Origin of the sequence: Clostridium beijerinckii (assembly GCA_003129525.1) — a bacterium.
Taxonomy (GTDB): Bacteria; Bacillota; Clostridia; order Clostridiales; family Clostridiaceae; genus Clostridium; species Clostridium beijerinckii_D.
Map to the genome: position 1 here is coordinate 1,815,928 of CP029329.1, position 25,610 is coordinate 1,841,537.

21 protein-coding genes are annotated in these 25,610 nt (G+C 28.4%); 19 read left to right on the forward strand and 2 right to left on the reverse strand.

The window, feature by feature from the left end:
- The first annotated feature begins 3 nt into the window (after window positions 1-3).
- From DIC82_07965 to DIC82_07990, 6 genes are all read left to right on the forward strand, one after another.
- Window positions 4-648 (forward strand): pilus assembly protein PilZ, encoded by a 645-nt coding sequence (locus tag DIC82_07965; GenBank protein ID AWK50959.1) that lies wholly within the window; start codon window positions 4-6, stop codon window positions 646-648.
- Window positions 649-727: 79 nt separating this feature from the next.
- Entirely contained in the window at window positions 728-1,456 is a 729-nt protein-coding gene (locus DIC82_07970; protein ID AWK50960.1) for a FliA/WhiG family RNA polymerase sigma factor, read from the forward strand.
- 49 nt (window positions 1,457-1,505) lie between these two features.
- On the forward strand, window positions 1,506-2,096 hold the full coding sequence (locus tag DIC82_07975) for a hypothetical protein (GenBank protein ID AWK50961.1): 591 nt from the start codon (window positions 1,506-1,508) through the stop codon (window positions 2,094-2,096).
- Between the two features lie 195 nt (window positions 2,097-2,291).
- Window positions 2,292-3,062, forward strand: coding sequence for a flagellar basal body rod protein FlgG (gene flgG, locus DIC82_07980; protein ID AWK50962.1), 771 nt, complete (start codon window positions 2,292-2,294; stop codon window positions 3,060-3,062).
- Between the two features lie 17 nt (window positions 3,063-3,079).
- On the forward strand, window positions 3,080-3,847 hold the full coding sequence (gene flgG / locus DIC82_07985) for a flagellar basal body rod protein FlgG (protein ID AWK50963.1): 768 nt from the start codon (window positions 3,080-3,082) through the stop codon (window positions 3,845-3,847).
- Between the two features lie 264 nt (window positions 3,848-4,111).
- The gene (locus DIC82_07990) at window positions 4,112-5,758 is read left to right on the forward strand and encodes an inorganic diphosphatase (protein ID AWK50964.1); all 1,647 of its coding nucleotides are present in this window, start codon (window positions 4,112-4,114) and stop codon (window positions 5,756-5,758) included.
- Between the two features lie 157 nt (window positions 5,759-5,915).
- Here the strand turns inward: DIC82_07990 and DIC82_07995 are convergent, their stop codons facing one another.
- Window positions 5,916-6,677 (reverse strand): hypothetical protein, encoded by a 762-nt coding sequence (locus DIC82_07995; protein AWK50965.1) that lies wholly within the window; start codon window positions 6,675-6,677, stop codon window positions 5,916-5,918.
- Window positions 6,678-6,987: 310 nt separating this feature from the next.
- Here DIC82_07995 and DIC82_08000 point away from each other — a divergent pair, with 310 nt between their 5' ends.
- The 3 genes from DIC82_08000 (at window position 6,988) to DIC82_08010 (ending at window position 11,651) form a co-directional block, all read left to right on the forward strand.
- Entirely contained in the window at window positions 6,988-9,588 is a 2,601-nt protein-coding gene (locus DIC82_08000) for a calcium-translocating P-type ATPase, PMCA-type (protein ID AWK50966.1), read from the forward strand.
- A 719-nt stretch (window positions 9,589-10,307) separates the two neighbouring features.
- Window positions 10,308-11,222 carry a group II intron reverse transcriptase/maturase gene (gene ltrA, locus DIC82_08005; GenBank protein AWK50967.1) on the forward strand — a complete coding sequence of 305 codons (915 nt, stop codon included), beginning with the start codon at window positions 10,308-10,310 and terminating at the stop codon, window positions 11,220-11,222.
- 84 nt (window positions 11,223-11,306) lie between these two features.
- Window positions 11,307-11,651, forward strand: coding sequence for a maturase (locus DIC82_08010; protein ID AWK50968.1), 345 nt, complete (start codon window positions 11,307-11,309; stop codon window positions 11,649-11,651).
- Between the two features lie 569 nt (window positions 11,652-12,220).
- Here DIC82_08010 and DIC82_08015 read toward each other — a convergent pair.
- Window positions 12,221-12,649, reverse strand: coding sequence for a hypothetical protein (locus tag DIC82_08015; protein ID AWK50969.1), 429 nt, complete (start codon window positions 12,647-12,649; stop codon window positions 12,221-12,223).
- A gap of 329 nt (window positions 12,650-12,978) precedes the next feature.
- Between DIC82_08015 and DIC82_08020 the strand changes: the two genes are divergently transcribed.
- From DIC82_08020 to DIC82_08065, 10 genes are all read left to right on the forward strand, one after another.
- A complete protein-coding gene (locus DIC82_08020) occupies window positions 12,979-14,025 on the forward strand; it encodes a DNA polymerase IV (GenBank protein ID AWK50970.1) in 1,047 nt (348 codons plus the stop codon).
- A 122-nt stretch (window positions 14,026-14,147) separates the two neighbouring features.
- A complete protein-coding gene (locus DIC82_08025) occupies window positions 14,148-16,454 on the forward strand; it encodes an ATP-dependent protease (protein AWK50971.1) in 2,307 nt (768 codons plus the stop codon).
- Window positions 16,455-17,137: 683 nt separating this feature from the next.
- On the forward strand, window positions 17,138-17,473 hold the full coding sequence (gene spoIIAA, locus DIC82_08030) for an anti-sigma F factor antagonist (GenBank protein ID AWK53048.1): 336 nt from the start codon (window positions 17,138-17,140) through the stop codon (window positions 17,471-17,473).
- A gap of 14 nt (window positions 17,474-17,487) precedes the next feature.
- Complete coding sequence (locus DIC82_08035; protein ID AWK50972.1) at window positions 17,488-17,919, forward strand: anti-sigma F factor; 432 nt, start codon at window positions 17,488-17,490, stop codon at window positions 17,917-17,919.
- 9 nt (window positions 17,920-17,928) lie between these two features.
- Window positions 17,929-18,684 carry an RNA polymerase sporulation sigma factor SigF gene (gene sigF / locus DIC82_08040; GenBank protein AWK50973.1) on the forward strand — a complete coding sequence of 252 codons (756 nt, stop codon included), beginning with the start codon at window positions 17,929-17,931 and terminating at the stop codon, window positions 18,682-18,684.
- Between the two features lie 359 nt (window positions 18,685-19,043).
- Entirely contained in the window at window positions 19,044-19,511 is a 468-nt protein-coding gene (spoVAC, locus tag DIC82_08045; protein ID AWK50974.1) for a stage V sporulation protein AC, read from the forward strand.
- A gap of 218 nt (window positions 19,512-19,729) precedes the next feature.
- Entirely contained in the window at window positions 19,730-20,749 is a 1,020-nt protein-coding gene (spoVAD, locus tag DIC82_08050; protein ID AWK50975.1) for a stage V sporulation protein AD, read from the forward strand.
- Between the two features lie 64 nt (window positions 20,750-20,813).
- Window positions 20,814-21,170 carry a stage V sporulation protein AE gene (gene spoVAE / locus DIC82_08055; protein ID AWK50976.1) on the forward strand — a complete coding sequence of 119 codons (357 nt, stop codon included), beginning with the start codon at window positions 20,814-20,816 and terminating at the stop codon, window positions 21,168-21,170.
- A 140-nt stretch (window positions 21,171-21,310) separates the two neighbouring features.
- Window positions 21,311-23,830 (forward strand): ATPase, encoded by a 2,520-nt coding sequence (locus DIC82_08060; GenBank protein ID AWK50977.1) that lies wholly within the window; start codon window positions 21,311-21,313, stop codon window positions 23,828-23,830.
- Between the two features lie 4 nt (window positions 23,831-23,834).
- The gene (locus DIC82_08065) at window positions 23,835-25,535 is read left to right on the forward strand and encodes a competence protein ComEC (GenBank protein ID AWK50978.1); all 1,701 of its coding nucleotides are present in this window, start codon (window positions 23,835-23,837) and stop codon (window positions 25,533-25,535) included.
- Window positions 25,536-25,610 lie beyond the last annotated feature (75 nt).

A 25,610-nucleotide genomic window follows, 5' to 3' on the forward strand; every position in this document is an offset into this window, starting at 1 on the left:
TTTATTGTGGATGGTTTTAACTTAAAAGTTAATGATAGAATAGAAGTTGTGGTAGATGAAAGAGCATATAAATCTTTAATTATAGATGTGCAAGATGATTTTTTGAGAATAAATTTGCCAGTTATAGATGGCGAATATCTAATGGTGCATATAAATGAGAAGGTTGAAATAAATTCTTATTTAGATGAAGGTAGATGTTTTAAATTTTATTCTAATATAATTTCTAGAGGAAAAGAAGGAAATATAATATATTATACAATATCAAAACCTTTTGATATAAAAAAAATACAACGAAGAAACTTTTTCAGAGTAGCGTTATTAAATACAATAAAATATAAAGTAATTACGAACATTAATAAAGAAGATATTGATAGTTTGCCTTATAAAGAAGCATTTATGGTAGATTTAAGTGGCGGTGGATTAAAACTTAAAACAAAAGATGATATAAAAAGAGATGATATACTTTTAATTAGGACGAAAATAAAAGAAACTGAAATGGAATTAAAGTGTGATATTGCTAGAATTGAAAATACAGAAGATAAAGAAAAACTTTGTGGATTAAGATTTTTAGATATTACACCAGTTCAAAGTGATTTTATAATTCAAGAACTTTTTCAAATAGCGAGAAAACAAAGAGCTAAATTATAAAGTGGCTAGACATCAGATAAACAAAGGATTTATGGAATATGACCTATGAGATAGATGAAGGAATGGGTGGTAATATGATATGCATGTAGTAAATGATGTAGATGGAAAAGAGAAAATAATAAAAGAATATATTCCATTAGTAAAGTATATTGCCTCTAGAGTCATGTTTGGAAAAAACAAATATATGGAATATGAGGATTTGGTAAGCTATGGTTTGATTGGACTTATGGATGCAATAAATAAGTTTGACGATACAAAAGGAATGAAATTTTCTTCTTATGCATCTATAAGAATTAAGGGATCAATGATAGATGAGTTAAGAAAAAATAGACCAATATCTAAGGGTGCTATGGATAAATTAAATAAATATAATAAAGCTATTGATAATTTACAAATGCAGTTATTAAAAGAGCCTACAAATGTTGAAATAGCAAAATATATGGAGATTTCGCTAAATGAAGTAGCAGAAATTGAAAATTATATAAATTATATCTCAATGGTATCTTTAGAAAATGTTATTTTTTCAGAAGATGAAGATGTAAATCTCATTGGTATTATAGAAGATAAAACTAGTCCAAGTCCTGAAACTCATCTTCAAGATAAGGAACAATTAGAGATTTTAACACAAGCAATAAGTTTGCTTAAAGAAAAGGATAGAATAATATTAAATCTTTATTATTACGAAGGTTTCACATTAAAGGAAATAGGTACAGTATTAAGTGTATCTGAGTCTAGAGTTTGTCAATTACATAGTAGATCCATTAGTAATTTAAGAGAATGTATGAAAAAATTGCATTACATAAATTAATGTACAGTAATTGTTAATTGTCAATTGTCAATTGAAGTCGAGGTGTTTTATGCCATTAATATTATTGATAGTAGGATTGGTTTTGATAATTTATAATTATCGAGCTATTAAAAGAGAAAGTAAAGTAAAAAAAGAAGACAATATTTTAAATATATCTTTCCAAAGTGTATTACAGGATAGTAAAGAAGAATTGAATGATTATAAAATGGAAATTGGAATTTTAAGAAAAGATATAGCTGAAAGCTTAACAGAATTGCAAGAAGAAATTATAGATATAAAAAATAATTTAAATAAGCTTAAGAATAATGAAGAAATATACGATAATAAACAAGATTTAGAAAATAAATATTCGATAAATGAAGATGAAATAGATACTAAAATGAATAATGATTATAGTAAAACAAATAAGATAAATAAAATAGATCAGATTATTGGGAATACAGGGGAAAATTTAGTTGTTGATTCAGACATAAATGAAGAAAAAACAACAGAAGTTATTTTTTCTGAAAAAGTGGACAGTAATAAGACTCAAAGTATTAAAAAGCTTTTAAAAGAAGGATTAACAGAAGAACAAATATGTCATGAATTATCTGTGAGTAAGGGGGAAGTATTATTAGTAAAGGGTTTATTCAAAAAATAAAAGAAAGTATTATATTTCTCATAGATAAAAAAATTTTATTTGGAGTAGGGATAGGGTTAGTTTTAGGGGTTATATGTATGTTTGGATATAAATATACAATTAATCTTTCAGACAGTCAAATAGAAGAAAAAGCTAGAGATTTAGGAATGATATATGAGAGTGAGCGTAAGTCAATTTTAAAAGGAGCGGATTAAATTGATAAGAGGATTTTATACTTCTGTTTCGGGACTAATAACATTACAAAATGAGCAAGAAGTAATTACTAATAATATTGCCAATGTAAATAATAATGGTTATAAAAAACGTGAATTGACAAAACAAAGTTTTGAAGATGTTATGATATCTAATAGACAAAAACTTTTGGGAGATAAATATGTAAAAAATGATATTGGTAGTTTAAACTTAGGCGTAAAAGTTAATGATGTAGATACAGTTTTCACTCAAGGATCTTTTAAGTCTACAGATAGTAGCACAGATTTTGCTATTGATGGAAGAGGCTTTTTTGTAGCTCAAAATGGAAATCAAGAAGTGTATACAAGAGATGGAAATTTTAAGGTTAATCAACAAGGATATTTAATGACAAATGATGGATCTGAAGTGTTAGGAACAAATAATACTACTGGTGCTAGAGAACCAATATATATAGGAGATGCAAAGTTTTCTTTAGATGGAGAAAATAATATTGATATCCAAGGCATCGGTGCAACACATAAATTAGTAACAGCTGATTTTGAAAATTATAAGACTTTACAACCTCTTGGAGATAACTATATAACATTGGATAATCCTATTTACAATGCTAAAGTTAATGTAAGGCAAAATTTTCTTGAAACATCAAATGTTGATCCTTCGACAGAATTAGTAAAGCTTATGGAAGTAAAAAGACAATTTGAAACAAATCAAAAGTTTGTTAAGATGCAAGATGAAACTGTGCAAAAAGCTGCAACTGAATTAGGTCGTGTATAATGAGGAGGAAATAAATTATGTTTAATATTTTTGCTACTGCAAAAAGTGGTATGAACGCATTTCAAGAAAAACTGGATTATCTTTCAAATGACCTAGTTAATAGTGAAACAACAGGATATAAAAGTACAGATGTAGGATTTAAAGATCTGTTGACAGAATCATTAGACAGAAATGGAACTCCACTTGTAAATAAAAAAGCTATAAGTGGTACCGGAGTTAAGCTTGGTATAAACTATGCAACAAATAAGCAAGGAAATCTTTTGACAACAGGCGGAAAAACAGACTTGGCTATAGATGGAAAAGGATATTTTGCGCTTATGCAATCTGATGGGAATATAGTATACACCAGAAATGGTAATTTAAAGATTGATTCAAATGGAACTTTAGTAGATGCAAATGGAACAAAAGTATATGTTGAATATGAAAATGGAGCTTCAGAAGGAAATCCTGCTTTAGAAAATGATAATATATCCATAGATCAAGATGGTGGAATAACAATGAAGGTTGGAGAAGAGACAGCTAAGGTTGGAACTATTCCAATTTTTACAGCAATAGGCGATAAAGGATTTATACCTATAGGAAATAGCTATTTTACTCCAAGTTCAGATGCACAAGTAACATTAAGTAATGATTATAATGTAGTACAAGGTGCTTTAGAAGCATCAAATGTAGATACTGGTGAGGTATTCTCTGATCTAATATTAACTCAAAGAGCTTTTCAACTTAGTTCAAAAGCAATAACAACAGCAGACGACCTCTGGAGCATGATAAATAACATGAGGTAATGAAAACTGCACAAAAGCAAGTACATTATTTCTAGTTTTGAATATATATTAAAAGTTTAATCAACAATTTTATTATTCATAGATAAGATAAAATGTATAATGAAGACATGAAAGTGTTAGAACGAGTATATATAACATAAATATTATCTTTACTTTATTTCAGTTTATAAGTAAAATAAACATGTATTAAGTATGGAAATTAGGCAGATTTGACTTGTTATTTTTTCATATTGCCTAAAATGAAAATTCGTAGGAGGAATTATTTTGGAAAATGTAGTTTATGTAACTGGACATAAAAATCCTGATTCAGATTCTATTTGTGCTGCATATGGTTATTCTGAATTTAAAAATAAGACTAGTAATCTTCCAACTATACCTGTAAGATTAGGGAATGTAAATGCGGAAACACAATTTATTTTAGATTACTTTAAAGTTGAGGCACCAAGGTTATTAGAAACAGTTAAACTTAAGGTGGAAGATTTAGACATTGATACGATTGCATCAATATCACCAGATCTTTCTTTAAAGATGGCATGGAATATAATGAGAGATAATCATATTAAATCTTTATCAGTAGTTGATGATAAAGATAGATTGGTAGGAATTCTTTCAATTTCAAATTTGGCATCATCATATATGGATATATCGGATGAAAACATATTGGCTAAAAGTAAGACATCAATAGAAAATATATTAGATACACTTTCAGCTAGAAGCATATACATAAATGAAGATTGTAAAGTATTTAAAGGAAAAATTGCAGTTACTGCAATGAAACCAGACAGCTTAAAAGAACTTATTAATGAAGGGGACATTGCACTTGTAGGAGACAGGCCTGATGCGCAAGAAGCTTTAATTGATATGAAAACATCATTAATTATAATAACTGGTTCTCATACACTTTCAGAAAACTTACTTCATAAAGCTAAGGAAAATGGAGTTAATGTAATAAGTACACCTTATCATTCCTTTGTGGCTTCAAGATTATTAACTCAAAGTATACCAGTAAGTTATGTGATGGCTACTGATAATCTAATATCATTTTCAAAGGATGATTTAGTTGAAGATATTAAAGATGTTATGGCTGAAACTAGGTATAATAGCTATCCTGTAACTGATGAAAATGGAAAAGTTATTGGAACTGTTTCAAGATATCATCTTATTTCAGATCATAAGAAAAAGGTTATTCAAGTAGATCACAATGAAAGAGGTCAATCTGTTGATGGTTTAGAAGGAGCAGAAGTTCTTGAAATTATAGATCATCATAGAGTAGCAGATATTCAAACAAGTAATCCAATATATTTCAGAAATGAACCACTGGGAAGTTCATCAACTATAGTTGGAAAGTGTTATTTTGAACTTAATATGACACCATCTAAAGAAGCTGCTGGATTATTATGTGGAGCGATTATTTCAGATACTTTATTATTTAAAAGTCCTACTTGTACAGAACAAGATAAGATTGTATGCAAGAGGTTAGCTGAAATAGCTGGAATTCCAAGCTTAGAAGAATTTGCAAAATCAATGTTTAAAGCAGGGACTTCTTTAAAAGGAAAAAGTGTATCTCAAATATTTAACCAAGACTTCAAGCCATTTAAAATGGGAGAAGCTAAGGTTGGAGTAGCTCAAGTTAATACTATGGATATTGATGGATTTATGCCATTAAAAGATGAAATGTTAAGTTTCATGAAGAGCGAAGCAGATAGCAAAGGTTATGATGTAGTTATGCTACTTTTAACTGACATATTAACAGAAGGTTCACAAGTGTTAGTTGCAGGTGAAAGACATGACTATATTGAAAAGACTTTTAATGTTGAATTAAAAGATTCAATGGCATTTTTACCCGGAGTATTATCAAGAAAGAAACAAGTAATACCACCACTTACAAACGTGATTAACTCTATGAAGTAATTAATGATGAATGATGAAAAATAAAAAAAATCCCTATGGGGATTTTTTTTATCTATAAATCTATAAATCTATAAATCTATAAATCTATAAATCTATAAATCTATAAATCACTAAGTAATTTTATCATTAACAATTGATCTTTAATTATTCATCAGTTTTATTCTAATATAGTGGGGTCATTTAGATTTTCTAGAATAAATTTTAGTTGAAGTAAGCAGTATCTTACCCAATCGTCTATTTTATATTTTACTATAGCATCTTCTATAGCAGTGTAATAGAACTTTTTATCTGAATCTCTAAATACTATTCGAGGAAATTCTTTGTTTTCAAGTAGACTGTTAATAATCAGCCGTGAAGTTCGTCCATTGCAATCAATAAAGGGATGAATTTCAACAAAACGTAACTTAAATATAAATATATCTCTAAGAGTCCTATTAGAAGAATTATATTCATTTATTATTGTCAAAAGTTTATTTAATACTTCTTCTGGAACAGGAGGCGTGTGCATGCTATTTGTTATATAGACTTTTTTATTTCTTAATTTTCCACAATCATCATCACTTAATAAATCCTCTGTAATTTCGCTATGAATGTTTAAAATAAGGTCTAAGTCTAAAGTATCTAGTTTTCTAAATTTATTTAAAGCCCTTCTTAGGTTTAAGGATTCAATAATATCAGAGTACTTACCTTCTTCAGGCATTATTTTGTCTTCTAATAATAATTTAGTATCTATTCTACTTAATGAATTTCCTTCAATTTTATTTGAATTATATATTTCAAAAAATAGTCTATTTCCATAAGTAAAATCACTTTTTGCAGTATTTAAATCTTGAATTTGTTCAAGTAAATTTTCTTGTGTGAAATTTCTATTGTGAAATATAAATGATTTGAATTTCTTTTTTTTTATTGGTTCAATCATTAGAAAGTACCTCCATTTATAATTTTAATATGCCTAAGGAAATAATAAATATGAATAAACTACGTAATAATACTATTATACTCAATATTTAAAGAGTAAAACATAGATTAAAGAAATATAGTTCCAAAAATGTGAAAAGAACTTGGTTGTGCTGACGCACTTTTTTTTAATGGGAGAAGATCTTGGTTGTGCTAAAGCACTTTTTCAAAAGGTGAGAAGATTTTAATTGTGCTTCGCACTTTTTTTAAGGGGCATAACTTTTAAAAAGGAAAATATATATAGTATATAGTCTATATTAGGAGGAAAAGTTGTGATACAGGAAAAAGAATTTACATCTGGTCTTAGCACTAAGGAAGCGGAAAAGAGAATTAATAACTTTGGACTTAATGAATTGAAGCACCACAAGAAAGCATCGCCACTTAAGATATTTTTATCTCAATTTAATGATTTTATTGTTTGGGTATTAATTGCAGCTACGATAATTTCAGGAATTATTGGGGATAAGGCAGATGCTGTTACTATACTTATAATAGTTGTTATTAATGCAATTCTAGGATTTGTTCAAGAATTTAAGACTGAGAAATCATTGGAAGCATTAAAGGAACTAGCAGCGCCAACTTGCAAGGTTTTAAGGGATTCAAGCATAAAAATTATAAATTCAATTTATCTAACAATTGGAGATGTTGTTATTTTAGAGGCTGGAGATAGGATACCTGCTGATGGATTTTTTATTGAAAGTTCAGCAATAGTTGTTGATGAATCCTTATTAACTGGCGAATCAGTTGGTGTAAATAAGGATGTTAAACAATATAAAATTAATGGTACACAATTAAAAGTAGAAAATGGACAAAAAGCATCAAAGAGAAACAATATAGGATTTATGGGGACAACTGTAGTAAAAGGAAAAGGCTTATTTAAAGTTGATTGCATAGGCATGAAAACTGAAATGGGGAAAATAGCAGATTTAATTCAAAACATTGAGGAAGAAAGGTCTCCTTTAAATAAAAGATTAGATTCACTAGGAAAGGTTTTAGTTGTTATTTGTATTATAATTTGTGCTATTGTTACTATAATGGGAATAATAAGAGGAAATGACGTGACAGAGATGTTTTTACTTGGAGTTAGTCTTGCAGTTGCTGCAATTCCAGAAGGCCTAGCTGCCATAGTTACAGTCTCATTAGCTCTTGGAGTATCGAGGATGCTTAAAAAAAATGCTCTTGTAAGAAAACTGCCAGCGGTAGAGACACTAGGATGTACATCTGTAATATGCTCTGATAAGACTGGTACGTTAACTCAAAATAAAATGACTGTAAAAGAAGTTTATATAAATGGTGGACTTCATGAACTTGAGAAAGAAAAAATAAGTGATTGTACAAAATTTATGAAGGCTCTTGTTTATTGTAATGATTGTAATTATGATTTTACTAAGAATAAAATGAGTGAAGCACTTCATGGAGATCCAACAGAAACAGCATTAATAAATATGTTTTTTTATGAAGTTAAAGATCTTGAAAGTTTTATAAAAAAGACCACTAGAGTATTTGATATACCTTTTGATTCGATTAGAAAAATGATGTCAGTTATTGTAAAAGAAGGAGAACAGGAAACTTGTTATGTAAAAGGTGCGCCGGAAAGGATAATAGAAAGGTGCGATTTTATATTGGAAAATAATAAAATTAAACCGTTCACATATCAAAAGAAAAAGCAAGTAACTGATTTTATTACAGCAATGTCATCAAGAGCATTGAGATGTATAGCAGGGGCATATAAAGAAGAACATTTAATAAAAGGAGAGAAACTAGAACAAAATTTAATTTTTCTAGGTATAGCAGGAAGTATAGATCCTCCTAGAGAAGAGGCTAGAGATGCAGTTTTAAAATGCAAACTTGCAGGAATAAAGCCTATTATGATAACAGGAGATCATCAGAATACTGCCCTTGCAATAGCAAAATCTTTAAACATATGCAATACTTCTGATCAAGTTATGACAGGCGAGGAAATTGAAGCAATAAGTGATTTAGAATTAGAAGGCAAAATAAAAAAAATACGCGTATTTGCACGGGTTTCACCTAATCATAAATTAAGAATCATAAGAGCCTTTAAGAAAAAAGGGAATATTGTTGCTATGACAGGAGATGGTGTAAATGATGCACCAGCTATTAAAGAATCAGATATAGGTATTGCCATGGGTATCTCAGGCACAGATGTAACCAAAGAAGCATCCTCTATGATTCTTATGGATGATAATTTTTCAACTATAGTTGCAGCTGTGGAAGAGGGAAGAATAATATATGATAATATAAGAAAATTCATACGATATTTATTATCTTGTAATCTTGGGGAAGTTCTTACTATGTTTTTAGCAACATTATTTTATTTACCGAATCCATTAAGCCCAATACAAATTTTACTTGTAAATTTAGCTACTGATGGACTCCCAGCCATAGCACTTGGTATTGATCCACCAGACCAAGATATAATGAGACAACTCCCAAGAGAAAAAAATGAGAGTATATTTGCAAGGGGATTAGTTGAAAAGATAGTTATTAGAGGTGCTTTAATAGGATTGTGTACTTTGTTATCATTCATGGTAGGTAGATATTATAAAATGAATCTGGAAACATGTAGAACTTTAGCATTATGCACATTAGTTATGTCACAACTTATACATGTATTTGAATGCAGATCAGAAAGACATTCCATATTCCAAATAAAATTATTTACAAATCCATATTTAGTTGGAGCAGTTACAATATCAATAATATTATTATGTTCAGTATTATATGTACCATTTTTACAAGATGTATTCCATACTGTAGCATTATCCCTTAATGAATGGCTTATTGTAATGTTCTTCTCAGGAATAATTGCATTTATTAACAGTGTTTATTTGTTAATTAAGTCAAAATAAAATGGTATTGCGTAACATAGATACCCAAAATGAAGGTCATGCATTTGTTCGGGTTACTGAGGATTTAGCTATGAATTTCTAACAGTAGGAGTTGTACCCATTTCTACATGTTCCCAATATACATTGGACAAGTAAAAATGGAACAACTCCTACTGAAGAAATATCTACAGCTAAATCCTCTAATGTAACACTTCCAGTACGCCAAGCAAGGGCGTAGAAGATAATGAAAGCGAAGCTTTTATTATTACTATATAGCAGGTGGGAATCCTGCATGACAAAGGCTAGCAACCAGTCATTAGTTAGTCTTGGGCTTATTATGGTGATGTAATGAGTTAAGTGTAGACAAACAAGGTACCAGACCGCAAGCGAATGCTGAAACTAGTAGCCCCGAAATTACATTAATCGGAAAGGACGATAATTTTGGAGTCTTAGAAGTCAGTACATAGGTAGTCGTTATTGCAAGAATACCTATGCTTTCCCGGGGTTGTAAGGTGCAGTATGGTATACACAGTTATAGTACGTCAACTTGGGAGGACTCAATATTCTCTATTGCAGAGTATGGAAAACAATGATTAGTAATCAGAGATATCCAAATGATAATGAGTAGTCGGATTACATCATAGTACCGATGAAGTGAGTAATGACCATGGAGGGAAGGGTGTAACATATTATAGATCTTGAAAAGAGAAACAGAAATTCTTACACAGAGGAGAAATAAAATGTATACAAAACTTGAGAGGATAGCAGAAGTAGCTAGAAATAATCCTAAAGACAAATTTACATCATTAATGCATTTAGTTAACAAAGAAATGTTAATGATGTGCCATTATGAATTAAGTGGTAACAAAGCAACAGGGGTGGATAAAGTAACAAAAGAAGAATACGAAACTAATTTAGAGGTAAACATTGATGACCTAATAATTAGAATGAAAGCTTTTAAATACAGACCGCAACCTGTAAGGAGAGTATACATAGAAAAACCGGGTTCTGATAAGAAAAGACCGCTAGGTATACCAGCTTACGAAGATAAAATTGTTCAATTAGCCATTAACAAAATACTGAAATCAATATACGAGCAAGATTTTATGGATAATTCTTTTGGTTTTAGAGAAAATAGAAGTTGCCATGATGCTCTTAAAATTCTAAATGTATATCTATCTGAAAAGACTGTGAATTATGTAGTTGATGCTGACATAAAAGGATTCTTTGATAATGTAGACCATAAATGGATGATGAAATTTCTTGAACACAGAATTGCTGACAAGAATCTTTTAAGATATATTGGACGATTTTTGAAAACTGGAATAATGGAAGATGGACAATTTTATAAAGTTTATGAAGGAACACCTCAAGGAGGTATAATATCACCAACATTAGCTAATATTTATTTACATTATGTATTAGATATTTGGTTTAACAACTTTATTAAAAAGAAATGTAAAGGTGAAGCCTACATTGTGAGATATGCAGATGACTTTGTGTGTTGCTTTCAATACGAAAGCGAAGCGAATGAATTTTACAAAGAACTAAAGGATAGATTAAATAAATTCAATTTGCATATTGCTGAGGATAAAACTAAAATTTTATACTTTGGCAAGAATGCATACTACGATAGAAAATTTAAGAGAGCTTGAAATTCAGAATTATACAAAGAGAAAACCTTTGATTTTCTTGGTTTTACGCACTATTGCAGTTGCAGTAGGTATAGAAGATTTAGAGTGAAACGAAAGACTAGTTCGAAGAAATTTAGAGCAAGTGTTAAGAGATTAGGTGAATGGTTAAAGAAGAATAGAATATTACCGCTTACAGATTTGATGGAGAAACTAAAACAGAAAATGGTAGGATATTTCAGGTACTACGGAATTACTGATAATATTCTGAATTTATACAAATTCAGATATTTAGTAAGAAGATTAACTTTTAAATGGTTAAACAGAAGAAGTCAGAAAAGAAGTTATAACTGGACTGGTTTCGATAAAATGTTTAAATATTTTAAGGTGCCTAAAGCCCAACTATATGTTAATATATTCGAATTGAAAGAAGATATTACATATATTCTGTGAATTATAATATGGGGAGCCGTATGCGGGAAATCCGCACGTACGGTTCTGAGAGGGGCTAGGGAAGTGACTCCCTAGTCTACTTACCCAAAAGCATGACCTTCATTTCTAGTATATATTATACATTTAAGGTATAAATATAACTTTAGAGTCGGTATCTATGTGCGAAATAACCAAAGTGTATCAATGGACAATTTCTCATTAAGATATGCATATAGAATACTTTACTATAGGCATTGTGAACCTCAGAAATATAAAAATACTTGCATGAATATAGGCCTACTTCAAAATTACACTAAACAAAGAAATCAGAGTTATGCTTTGCGCAACGTTGCATCAGAGAATTTTCTGGGTATATTTCTTCATTAGAAGTTGTTCCAAAGATGCTTGTTCAAAGCTGTGGCTTTGAGGCTAGCACTTTGGGCACAACTTCTAATGTTAGAAATATCCAGAAAATTCTCAGCAACTGGAGCAAACGCATAACTCTGATTTCGGTTGTTAAGCATTAAATTTAAATTATACTCACACTGCAAGTCTTTTTATATTTCGCAATAACCGTACTTTGTAAAGTACTATCTTCTCATGTTCATTGATTGTTGACGTGATTTTTTAATTTGGCTGTGATCTATTGGGACTAAATCTTTTTTTGTTGTAAGATTTAATACATTCATGATTTGTACTTGTTGAGAATTTTCTTTCTTGTTATCCTTTTCACCTGTAACACCCATGATAATAACTTTATGCCCTTGTTTTACAGCAATGAATTCAGGTTTCTTGAACCAACTATTTTTTTTATACCAACACTTAACAATTGTTTTGCCAGTTTCAGGTTTAATAACCATTTCAACCATTAATCTATGGAATATAATGTAACTTTTTGGAATAAGCTTTACAGATAAAATAGTTCCAGATATACTTGTAATTCTGTCACCGTATTTTTCCATATAAGCATTTTGAAAATAGTTACTAAATTTACCTGTTAATTTTTCTTTAAGACTCATAATAATTACTCCTTCACATAAAAATATCGATAATAACAATATCATATATAATAATACTTCATTATTATATCATATGTAATGAGTTAATAGGTAATATTTTTAATTGGTTCATATATCTTATATGCTTTTATTATTGCTAAGTATTCATTATATTGACTATAATATAATAAACAATATAATGAATATGAAATGAAATTCCTGAAAAATTAAAGTAACAATAAATTGTATTTAATAAAACAATATAGAAGTTACCTAAAAATACAAGAAATTAAATATGAGACGTTATTAATTTACATATTTTAATATGATAATGAGGTGAGCTGTATAAAATGGAAAATGTAATATTACATGTAGATATGGATGCTTTTTTTGCGTCTGTTGAGCAGAGGGATAATCCAAATCTTAGAGGTAAGCCTGTTATTGTAGGGGGAGTAAGTGAAAGAGGGGTTGTATCAACCTGCTCGTATGAAGCTAGAAAATTTGGTGTACATTCAGCTATGCCAATGTTTATGGCCAGAGAAAAATGTCCTAATGGAATTTATGTTTCAGGGAGATATGGTAAGTATGTTAAGATTTCTCAAGAAGTGTTTAAAATATTTAATGAAGTGACTCCGTTAGTTGAGTCTGTATCTATTGATGAAGGTTTTTTGGATTTGTCACAAGGGAAGATTAAAGATGGTATGGAAGCTGCAAGATATATTAAAAATAGGGTTTTTAAAGAAATTGGATTAACTTTATCTATTGGCATATCCTATAATAAATTTTTAGCGAAGCTTGCTTCAGATTGGAATAAGCCTAATGGAATTAAAGAAATAACGAAGGAAATGCTTCCAGATATACTTTTACCTCTTCCTATATCAAAGATTCATGGTTTAGGCAAGGTATCAGTAAGTAAATTAAATAACATGGGAATATATTATATAAGTGATTTATATAGAATGCCAAAAGAATTCTATACAGAATATTTAGGGAAAAGTGGCACTGATATATATGATAGAATTCATGGCATCGATAATAGAAAAGTTGAAATCGTTCGTGAAAGAAAATCTGTAGGAAAAGAAAAAACTTTGAAGGTTGACACGAAAAACAAGGAAGAATTGTTACAATACATAAAAGAATTCTCTTTTGAAATAGAAGATGTTTTAATAAGAAAAAATGTTAGTGGAAAAACTGTAACTTTAAAATTTAAAACTAAAGATTTTGAAAATCATACAAGAAGTAAAACTTTAAATAATTATATGGGAACTCATAATGAAATTTTTAAAATTGCTGAAGAACTATTAGAAAGTGAAGAACTAAAAGAAGAAGTAAGACTAATTGGAGTTAGCATATCTTCATTTAAAGAAACACAAGTTCAACAAATGAGTTTATTTTAAAAAAGTATATCTATTTTACTATTTAAAGAATATTAATATTATATACTATAAATTTAAGGAGGAGTCTGCTTTGGAATATTTTAGTTATATGATTCAATAATAACTTCAAAGTAGGATAATATATGAAAAAAGAGTTAACTCTAAGTGAAATTATTTTTTGTGCATCAAGCACAGACACCCTTAAAAAAAGTAATATTGATAGAATACCTGAAATTACATCTACTTTAAATAAAATAAAAAAGAGCTTAAGCATTCAAAAAGACGGATACAATATATATTATGTAGACTCATTTTCAAAAGAGAAATTAGAAAATCTAGTGGAGTATGTTACGAATATATATGAAAAACTCCCACCACCTAAAGATATTTGTTATGTCACATCACTAGAACAATCAAATCCAAAAGCTTTATTTTTACCTAATGGCAAAGGTAATATATTGAAAGAAATGATTGAAGATATTAAAGAAAAATATTTTGAATGTATAATGGACTTTTACAGTAGTTCTTCAGATGATGAAAAGGAAGATATAATTGAAGATATAAGTGAAAAAAGGAATGACTATATAACTAAGCTTATGGATTCAGCAAAGACTAAAAATTTTGATGTCAAAGCAACTAATGGTGGATTTGTTTTTATTCCGTTAAAAGATGAAGGCAATGAGATGAGCAAAAATGAATATGATAATCTAGAAAATATCACTCAAGAAACTATTGAAAAACAAGCATCAAAGCTAAAAAAGGAAGCAGAAGTTATCTTAGAAACATTAAAGGATATTGAAGTAAAATCAATTGAAAAACTTAAGAATATTTATAGAGACTATATAAAAAAGAATATGCAGAAAGAAAAAGATGATTTATTATTGCAATTTATTTCTCTCGATGAAATATATAAATATTTAATCCAAATGTATGATGATTTTGAAGAAACAATAGTTGAATGTTATACAATAAATTTAGAAGATGATGAAGAATATATAAAAGAGGCGTTTTCTAAATATGATGTGAATGTAATTGTCGATAATTCTAAAGAAAGTCATCCGAATGTGGTATATGAAGAAGATCCTACTATTAGCAATCTAATTGGAAACATTGAATATAGAAATAATAATGGTGCATATAGTACAGATATTTCCTTAATTAGTGCAGGAAGCTTACTCCGGGCTAATGAGGGATGCTTAATATTAAGGCTAAATTCTTTAATAAGCAGTGGGCTTAGTTATTATTATTTAAAAAAGGCATTAATTCATGGAAAAGTAAATTATAATTATACGAGAAATTATTTAGAAGTACTTTCTATTGCGGGACTAAAGCCAGAATCTATTCCTATTAACGTAAAGGTTATTTTGATAGGGGATTATGAAAGTTTTCAAATATTATATGATAATGATGAAGATTTTAAAAGGATATTTCAACTTAGAATTGAAGCAGATATTGAATTAAAATATAATGATACTACTAGAAACTCAATTATTGAAATAATTAAGGAGAAAATAAGCAAAGACAAGTTATTAAATATTACTGATGATGCACTTAATGAAATGATTAAATTTTTATCTAGAGTTACAGGGCAAAGAAATAAGTTGTCTATAGATGATTATTATATAAATAAATTATTATATTTAGCTAATAATAATGCAAAAGAGGATAATAGAACCAATATAGAAAAGAAAGATATAATAGATATTGCTTATGAAGATGAAAAAATTTTAGAAGAAATAATGGATAATTATAAAAATAAAAAAATATTAATTACTACAAATGGAAAAAAAGTAGGGATAATTAATGCACTTGCAGTAGTGGGAAATGGTTGTTATAGTTTTGGTAAGCCCATGAGAATAACATGTTTATCTCATATAGGAGAAGGTAGAATAATTGATATTCATAAGGAATGTAAAATGAGTGGAAATATTCATGAAAAATCAATTAGTATACTCCGAGGACTCTTGAGCAATTTAATAAGTCCATATGAGAAATTGCCAGTGGACCTTCAATTAAGTTTTGAACAAACCTATGGAATGGTTGAAGGAGATAGTGCATCAGTTGCAGAAATAATTTGCATTTTATCAGCTTTAAGCAATAGAGGGGTAAGACAAAATATTGCAGTAACTGGATCTATAAATCAGTTTGGAGAAATTCAAGCAATTGGTGGTGTTAATGAAAAAATAGAAGGTTTTCATAGGGTTTGTACAATGATAGATGAAATAAATGGGAAAGGTGTTTTAATTCCAAATACAAATGCAGATGAATTAATATTAAGATGCGAAGTTGAAGAAGATGTTAAAACAAAAAAATTTCATATTTATACTATGGAAACTTTAGAAGATGCAATTGAGGTATTAATACTAGATGAAGGTGAATCTGTAAAGAGCTTTTTTAAAGAAATAGAAAATGAACTTTTGAAATATAAAGGTGGTAAAAAGAAAAAATAATGTATATATACTACCAAAACAAAGGACACTCTGATGTAATTACACAAGAGTGCCCTTTATTTTTGGTTTAAGGATATGTAATTACAGTATAAGTATAATTTACTTTGGTTATTTAAGATAATTTAATTGAAAATATAAACCAATAAAAAATACGCACATATAAAAAAGTGCGATAGCACAATTAAGAACCTTTACACATATTAAAAAAAGTGCGATAGCACAATTAGGAACTTTTACACATATGAAAAAGTGCGATAGCACAATTAAGAACTTTTTAAGTGCAACCAAGAACTTATAAAATAAATATATTTCAAAGGAATATCATACTAAATAGAACTTATACAATTTGGACTTTAAAGTAGGTTAATTGCATTATATGCACTAATTGTAAAATTGAAAATATATGGATAAACATTTGAATTTTTATAAGTTAATAATTAAATTATTAAAAAATAGAAAAAATTGTAATAAATAGTTTGACGGTGGATGGAATACTATGTTAAAATATGGTAAATAGATCAAACAACGGTAAAGAAGGAGGTGAAAGTGGAATATCTCACAACTGAAGTATTTGAGTTTAAATTAATATATATGTTGAGATCGTAACTTTATACTAATTAGTAAATGAAGATTTGAACATAAATTTATAATTTAAATTTTAATTTGAGATATTCTTAATGTATATGTATTTAAAATTTGAAAAGCAGGGAAATATTCTAATTACAACTCTTAGTGGAGAACTGGATCATAATAGTGCTGAGGAGGTTAGAGTAAAGATTGATGATAGAATTGACAGGGATGACATAGAAAAGGTAATTTTAAATTTTTCAGGAGTAACTTTTATGGATAGTTCAGGAATTGGAGCAGTGTTAGGTAGGTACAAGAAGTTATCTAATAAGGGAGGAGCGCTTTGCATTGCAGAACCTAATAAAAATGTTAATAGAATCTTTGAACTAGCGGGTTTATATAAGGTAATTAAAAATTATAATACTGTAGATGAAGCAGTAAGGTGCATTTAGATGGAGGGGTTATCATGTCTGACAATAAAATGAGTGTAGAATTTGTAAGCAAATCTCAGAATGAAGGTTTTGCAAGGGTTGCAGTTGCGGCTTTTGTTGCTCAATTGGATCCAACAATTGATGAAATAAATGATGTAAAAACAGCTGTATCTGAAGCAGTTACTAATTCTATAATACATGGATATGAGAATAGAGGAGATGGATTAGTTAGAATTGAAGCAGAAATTAATGAAAATGAAGTTACAATAGTTATCATTGATCAGGGGATTGGAATTGATGATATAGAGCAGGCTATGGAACCATTATATACGTCAAGGCCAGATATAGAAAGATCAGGGATGGGATTTACTGTAATGGAAACATTTATGGATGAGTTAAAGGTAGAAAGCGAAAAGGGGATTGGTACAAGGGTGGTAATCAAGAAGAAATTCAACGTGGTAAGTTAGGTGAAATATATGGAAAAAGAGGATTTAAAACGAGAGGATTATAATTATGACAAGAATCCAGAACTAATAGCTTCAGCTAGAAACGGTGATAGTGATGCTATGAATACATTAATAGAAATGAATTTACCATTAGTATCATCTCTAAGTAAAAAGTTTTTAAATAGAGGGTATGATTATGAAGATATATTTCAAATAGGATCAATTGGATTAGTTAAAGCTATAAATAATTTTGATTTAACTTATAATGTTAAGTTTTCAACTTATGCAGTTCCTATGATTATAGGAGAAATTAAAAGATTTTTAAGAGATGATGGAATGATAAAAGTAAGCCGTAATGTTAAAAGTTTAGCTAGAAAGGTATATTTCTATAAAGAAATTTTAACTAAAAAGCTTAAGAGGTCACCTACTATAGAAGAACTTGCTGATTATGCAGATGTTGACAAGGAAGAAATTTTATTTGCAATAGAATCTTCAAATAGTTTACAGTATTTATATGATACAATACATCAAGATGATGGAGCACCAGTTCTTTTAATAGATAAATTAAGTGAAAAAAGTGTAGATGATGGAAATATTATTGAAAGAATAGCTCTTAAGGAAGCTTTAAGTAGTTTAGACAACAAGGCAAGACAAATTATATTGTTACGTTATTTTAAAGATAAAACACAAGTTCAGGTAGCTAAAATGCTTGGAATAAACCAAGTTCAGGTATCTAGAATTGAAAAAAAGGTTTTAGCTGAAATGAGAAAGAAACTAGAAGAATAAAAGATAGTAAAAATAGAATGTATATTTGTTCCAATTTCATTAAGAAAATTGAAACAAATATACATTCTATTTTTTATTAATTAGTTAATCATATTCATTGCAACATTAACTGGTTATTTTATTTAATAGGCCTTACCAAAAAATAACATGATTAATTTTCATAATTTTGCAAATGATAGATATACAGATAAAGTGAAACTTTTCAAGTGGAGTTTGTACGCCAGCTGAATTTATTTGAACTTATAACCTCAAGGGTCATAATGTTAAGGAACGTGTAGAAATTATCTCTCACGTGAAGAAGATGGAGTATTACAGTATTACAGATGTTAACTATCGGATAAAAAGGAGAGTGGATTACTTTGAGTAGCAATAGAGAAATGAAAGAAGCAAAAATTAAACAGAAATATGAGGCTATGGCAAATGAAGTTATACCAAAATCTAAAATATTTCAAGATTGTTTGAAGGCTTTTTTAGTTGGAGGATTAATTTGTGATGTAGGTCAATTTATAAATAATATAGCAACCAACTATGGATTTCCTAAAGAGCAAGTTATGAGTATTGTTCCAATTGTAATGATATTTTTAGGCGCACTATTAACAGGAACAGGTACATATGGTAAGCTAGCTCAGTTTGGTGGAGCAGGTACCGTTGTTCCTATAACAGGATTTTCAAATGCTGTAGTTTCACCTGCAATAGAATTTAAAAAAGAAGGATTTATATTTGGAGTTGCAGCCAAAATGTTTACAATTGCAGGTCCAGTTTTAGTATATGGAATTGGAACATCTGTAATTATAGGAATAGTTTATTATGTAATTACGTTATTTTAACGATTCAATGGGAGATAATAAAATTTAAACATTAAAAATGTTAAATAGTGAATAAGTATGAATTAATGCTCAATTGTCAATTAAATCATTAATACTCAGTTTCAAAAGGAACAATTGAACATTGGTAATTTAATATTAAACATTAAAAAATTGATAATTAGTATTTCATAAGGGAAAATTGATTTTATATTAAAAAAGTGTAGGAGGAGTTGTTAATTATGCAAATGCATAGTAAAAAAATGGGTAGGCAAACAGTAAAATTTGATAATCCACCTAAAATAATAGCAGCACATTCTATAGTAGGACCAAAGGAAGGTGAAGGTCCTTTAAGTGGATATTTTGATGAAGTCTTAAATGATGATACATTGGGAAAAGATAGTTATGAAAAAGCAGAAAGTGAAATGATGTTTACGGCTATAACTGAAACATTAAAAAAAGCAAAACTCAAAGAAACAGATATAGATTACTTATTTTCTGGAGATTTACTAAATCAAATAATTTCATCAAGTTTTGCAGCAAGAGAATTTAGTATTCCGTTTTTTGGATTATATGGAGCATGTTCTACCATGTCAGAATCTTTAAGTTTAGCAGCAATTATGATGGATGGTGGATTTGCTAAACATGTAATTGCAACAACTTCTTCTCACTTTAGCTCAGCAGAAAGGCAATTCAGATTTCCACTTGACTATGGCTCTCAAAGAGCTCAGACAGCTCAATGGACAGTAACAGGATCAGGAGCATTAATTCTTGGATATGAAGGTAATTATCCGGAAGTAACTTATGTAACCACTGGAAAAGTAAAAGATTTTGGACAGAAGGATGCCAATAACATGGGAGCCGCTATGGCACCAGCAGCTGTTGATACAATAGTGAATCATTTTAAAGATACAGGAAGAAAACCAAGTGATTATGATATTATAGCAACAGGAGATTTGGGTTTAATAGGAAAAGAACTTGCCGATAAATTAATACAAGAATTTGGTTATGATATTAGGAAACAACATATTGATTGCGGTGATATTATATTTGATAAGGAAAAACAAAAAACTGAAGCTGGGGGCAGTGGATGTGGATGTTCAGCAGTTGTGTTTACAGGATATTTATATAAGAAGCTTATGAAAAAAGAAATAAAGAAATTATTATTGGTTTCTACAGGTGCACTTATGAGTACAACATCTTCACTTCAAGGTGAAACAATCCCAGGAATAGCTCATGCAGTTGCCATTGAGATGAACTAAGAAGTACTCAAGGAAAGTATTAATAATTCAAGAGATATTGTAATAGAAAGGAATGTGTATTTAAATGGATTATATAAGTGCATTTATAGTTGGAGGCATTATTTGTGTTATAGGTCAAATATTAATAGATGTAACAAAATTAACACCAGGAAGAATATTAGTTGTATTTGTTGTGCTTGGAGCAATAGTAGGATCTTTTGGCTGGTATGATAAATTAGTTGACATTGGTGGAGCTGGAGCAACTGTTCCATTGCCGAGTTTTGGAAATGCTTTGGCTAAGGCTGCAATAAAGGAAGTTAAAGAAATTGGATTGTTAGGGGCATTTACAGGAGGTATTAAAGGAGCTGCAGCTGGAATTACAGCATCAATATTCTTTGGATATTTAATGGCACTTATTTTTAATCCTAAAACTAAAAAATAACACTATATTAAAATTTTGCCTTTCAATGTATTAACAAGTATAATTATACTGTAAATAAATATAACTATATAAAATGATAAATTATAGTATAATGATTTAATAAGGTTAATAATCAAGTGATTTAGAATGGTGGGGTTCTTTTGGAAAAATACTGTATTAATTCATGGGCTCAGATAATTGAACTATTAAATAGTAATGTTCAAACTGGAGTTAGTGAAAATGATTGTGAAGCAATAAGATTAAAACATGGTACAAATAAAATTGATTTACCAAGTGGAAATGGGCTTTATAAGCATATATTTAATGCGTTAAAACAAAAAGGTATAATTATATATATAATAATTACAATAATATTATTTGTATTTAGATTTTATTTATTTGGTGGAATAGTAGCATTAATATTAATATCAAATTTAATAATACTAATAATGCATACTACAAAAAGAGATAAAGAAATTGGAGTTTTAGAAAGATTGAATTCTGCAGATATAGTAGTTATTAGAGATGGAATACAAAAAAATATAAAGTCTGAAGAATTGGTAATGGGAGATATAGTTAAATTTAATAGAGATTCAGTTATTCCGGCAGATTTAAGAATAATAAGTGCTAAAGATATAAAAGTAGATGAAAAGAGTATAACAGGAGAAACTTTTTATAAAGAAAAATTTGAAAGTAAAATAATAGGTAATATTTATTCACTTTCAGATATGAAAAACATATTATTTAAAGGTTCTGTAATAAAATCTGGTGATGGCTTAGGAATAGTTATTGCTACTGGAAACTTTACGCAACTAGGAAGAGTCCTTGCAATGCTTACTTATGCAAGTAATAGGAAACATAACTTTGGAACAATGATATCAACGCTTTTAGAAAAATATTTATTAATATATTTTGTGAGTATCTTAATTATAGGTTCATATTTTGTGCATACAGGACAAGATATACAAAAAAAATACATATGTACAGCATTATTTGCATTAGGTTGCTTTCCAATTGCAACAATTGCAAAATTGATTTTTAATAGTGTAGTTAAAAGTTTTTTTAATCAAAATATTGAAATAATAAATTTCTCGGTATTTAATTTAATTAAAGATGTTAATATTTTATTTTTAGATAAGGTTGGATCTATAAGTAAAAAAGAAATGATTGTAAAAAAGATATTTATTAATAATAGTGTAATATCTACAAGTGATTCATATTCAAAAGAAATAACCTTTGATAGAATAGTAGAAATATCATTAATATGTAATAATGCGATTTATAACGCAAGCAATGATAGTGGAAAAGGCGAATTAGATGAACTTGCTTTTTTAAGTTATGCTGCTAAAAAGAAAATTTATAAGGCCTCTATAGATAGTAAAAATTCAAGAACTTTAGAAATACCTATGGATTCTGATAAAAGATTTTTGACTGTTGTAAGTAATTTCGATAGAAGATATAGGGCAAATACTAGAGGAAATGTGGATGATGTTTTAGAAAGATGTAAATATATTATGATAGAAGGTGTTGAGAGAGAGTTAACAGATGAATATAAAGCTATAATAAAAGATACAGATATGAATTTATCTATAGAAGGATTAATAACAGAGGGTTTAGCTTACAGAAACTTTAGTTATGAGCCATCTAAAGGTGAAAATATAGAAAGTAATTTGGTTTTTGTGGGTATAATTGGATTAGAAAATCCTCTTGAAGAAAATCTTAAAAATAGCATAGAACGTATTAAGGATAAGGCAATAGTACCTATATTATTTACCGAAGAAAGTAAATTGAGTGCTATAACAAATGCAAAAAAAGCAAATATAATAAAGAATGATAATCAAGTAGTAGCAGGAATAGAATTAGATTCATTAAATCACCAAGAGCTTAGAGATTTACTTTGCAGAGTTAGAGTGTTTTGTAGAGTAAATCCTGAAATTAAATCAAAAATAGTTTCATTGTTCATAAAAGATGGACATAAGGTTGCGACTACAGGAGAAAATTTAGGCGATTTACCAGCCCTTAATTTATCTAATGTTGGAATAGGCAAAGGAAAGGCATCTGTAATGGTAAAAAGATTATGTGATGTTTATATTCAAGAAAATTATTTAGATGGATTTTTCAAAATAAGGGATTTTTCAAGAACATTTAGTAAGAATATAGATAGAGGCTTTAAAATGTACTTTATGACTATTCTTTCAGAACTTTTTGTTTTGCTAGGTTGCCTTATAATGGGACAAGCTGAAAGCTTAGATTTGTGGAACATCTTAGTTATAAATGGATTTTTATTTATTCCAGTATCTTTAATAATTTTGTTGAAACATGGACGAGATATTAGTAATAATGAAGTGATAACTAGAGCTTCAATATTAAGTATAATTACTATGATTTCAATTTATAGGGTTGATGGTAAGGAAGCAACTTTAATACCTTTAACCATTTTATCAATGGGAATTTTATTGTGTACATTGTTTAATAGCAATGTCTCTATAAGGAGATTGTCTAATGAATTAGTTATGGGAATAGTATCGCTTTTAATAATTATTATAGCAATAGTTGCTGTTATTTTAATTAATAATATATTACCTAGAGATATAATTATAATTGAATTAGCAGTTTCAGTAATATTTTTAATTATTTTTGAAATTTTAATTAGAAAGTGGCAAAACTCATTAATGAGGTGAGTTGATGTTTTCTAAAAAGATAGAGGAAGTAGCAAATCCATTAGTATATATTTTTTTAACACTAGCTATTAGTTGTATTTATTATGGAATAAATCAAGGATTTAAGGGGCTTGCAATATTTATTGTGGCCTTCTTTTTTATTTGTTTATTTTATTACTGTGGAATTAGTTTTACATGCATTATGATTATATTTTTTATTATTGGAATCCTTATTAATTTTTCATATTATAGAATTGAAAATGAAATAAGTGGTGAAGTAAGAATAGTAAAAGTGAATAACTATAGTATTATAGGAGATTATGAAGGAAAAAATATTATATTAAAAACTAATAAGAAAGCTTTATATGTTGGAGAAAAATATAAAGTTACAGGAGAAGTTCAAAATATACAAGATAAAAGTAATGGGGTTGTCGGGGAGCTTGAACCGAAAACAATGACTAAAGTTAATGGCGATTTTATAACTAAACTTTATGATTTGAAAAGAAAAATATATACTAATTTAGAAGAAAACTTAGGTAGACGAAAAGCGGGATTAATAGCATCAATTGCTTTTGGATATTCTGATTATTTAGATGAAGAAGATAAGGAAGATATGAAAAACTTCGGGGTCATACATAGTATAAGTGTTTCAGGATTACATGTAGCTATAGTTTATGGGTTTTTAAGGATTTTTATAGGCGGTAAGTTTGGACTTTTAGCTACAATGATATATGTAATATTTACTGGGTATAATTATTCGAGTATAAGAGCTTTCGCAATGCTTTCATGTGTAGAAGTGGGACATATATTAAAAAGGAATAATAGTTCAATTTCAGCACTATGTCTTTCAGCTATGATTTTAATAATTTACCAACCCTATAGTATTTTTAGTATATCTTTTCATTTGTCTTATTTAGCTACACTTGGAATAATAATGTTTAATAAGAAATTTAATAATATACTATATAAACTGCATGTTAAGTTAAGAGAACCATTAAGCTTAACATTAAGTGCACAAGTTTTTACAATACCATATTTAATCTTGATATTTAAAGATTTTTCTGCAAATTTCATTATTGGTAATTTATTTTTAGTTCCATTTGTAGATCTTATAGTTATTACTGGAAATATATTAGCACTTACATATGTTTGTCCAAGATTATTCGATTTTTGGTGTTATTTAAATTTAAATATAATAAAAATATTTGACTGGATGTTAAATACCATTGATAAAATTTCATTACCTATGTTTTATGGAAATGAGTATGTAGTGTTTTTTTATTTATTTTTAATGTTAAGTTTTTATTTCGTTAGGAAAGGATATAAAAAATTTATTTACCTTCCACTTATATCTATTTTAGTAATAGTAATTCAAATATATAGTCCAATTCTTAATATAAAATATTATACAGAAGGAGCTATTTTAATTAGTTATAGAAATCAAAGAGTGCTTATTGCCAATAAAAATCAAATTGACTTAAAAAGGCTTTCAGAAGCTACACTAGCAACAAAATCATATAGACAGGGAAAATCAATAAGTATAGATGGTATTTGTAATATTAAATTACAAGGGAAGAATTATATTTTAGAGACTTCAAAAGAAAAATATTTATTAAAAATGGTTAGTAGTAAGGAGTCAAGTGAATATGATATAATAAATTTTAAAGATGGACTTACGAATAAAATATTTGTAATAAATGGAGAAGCAATAGAAATATGCTCATAGATATCCATACTTATGCGTATATCTGGCGGAAATAAGAACATGAATTTGTTACAGTTACTGAAAATTTTGATAGGT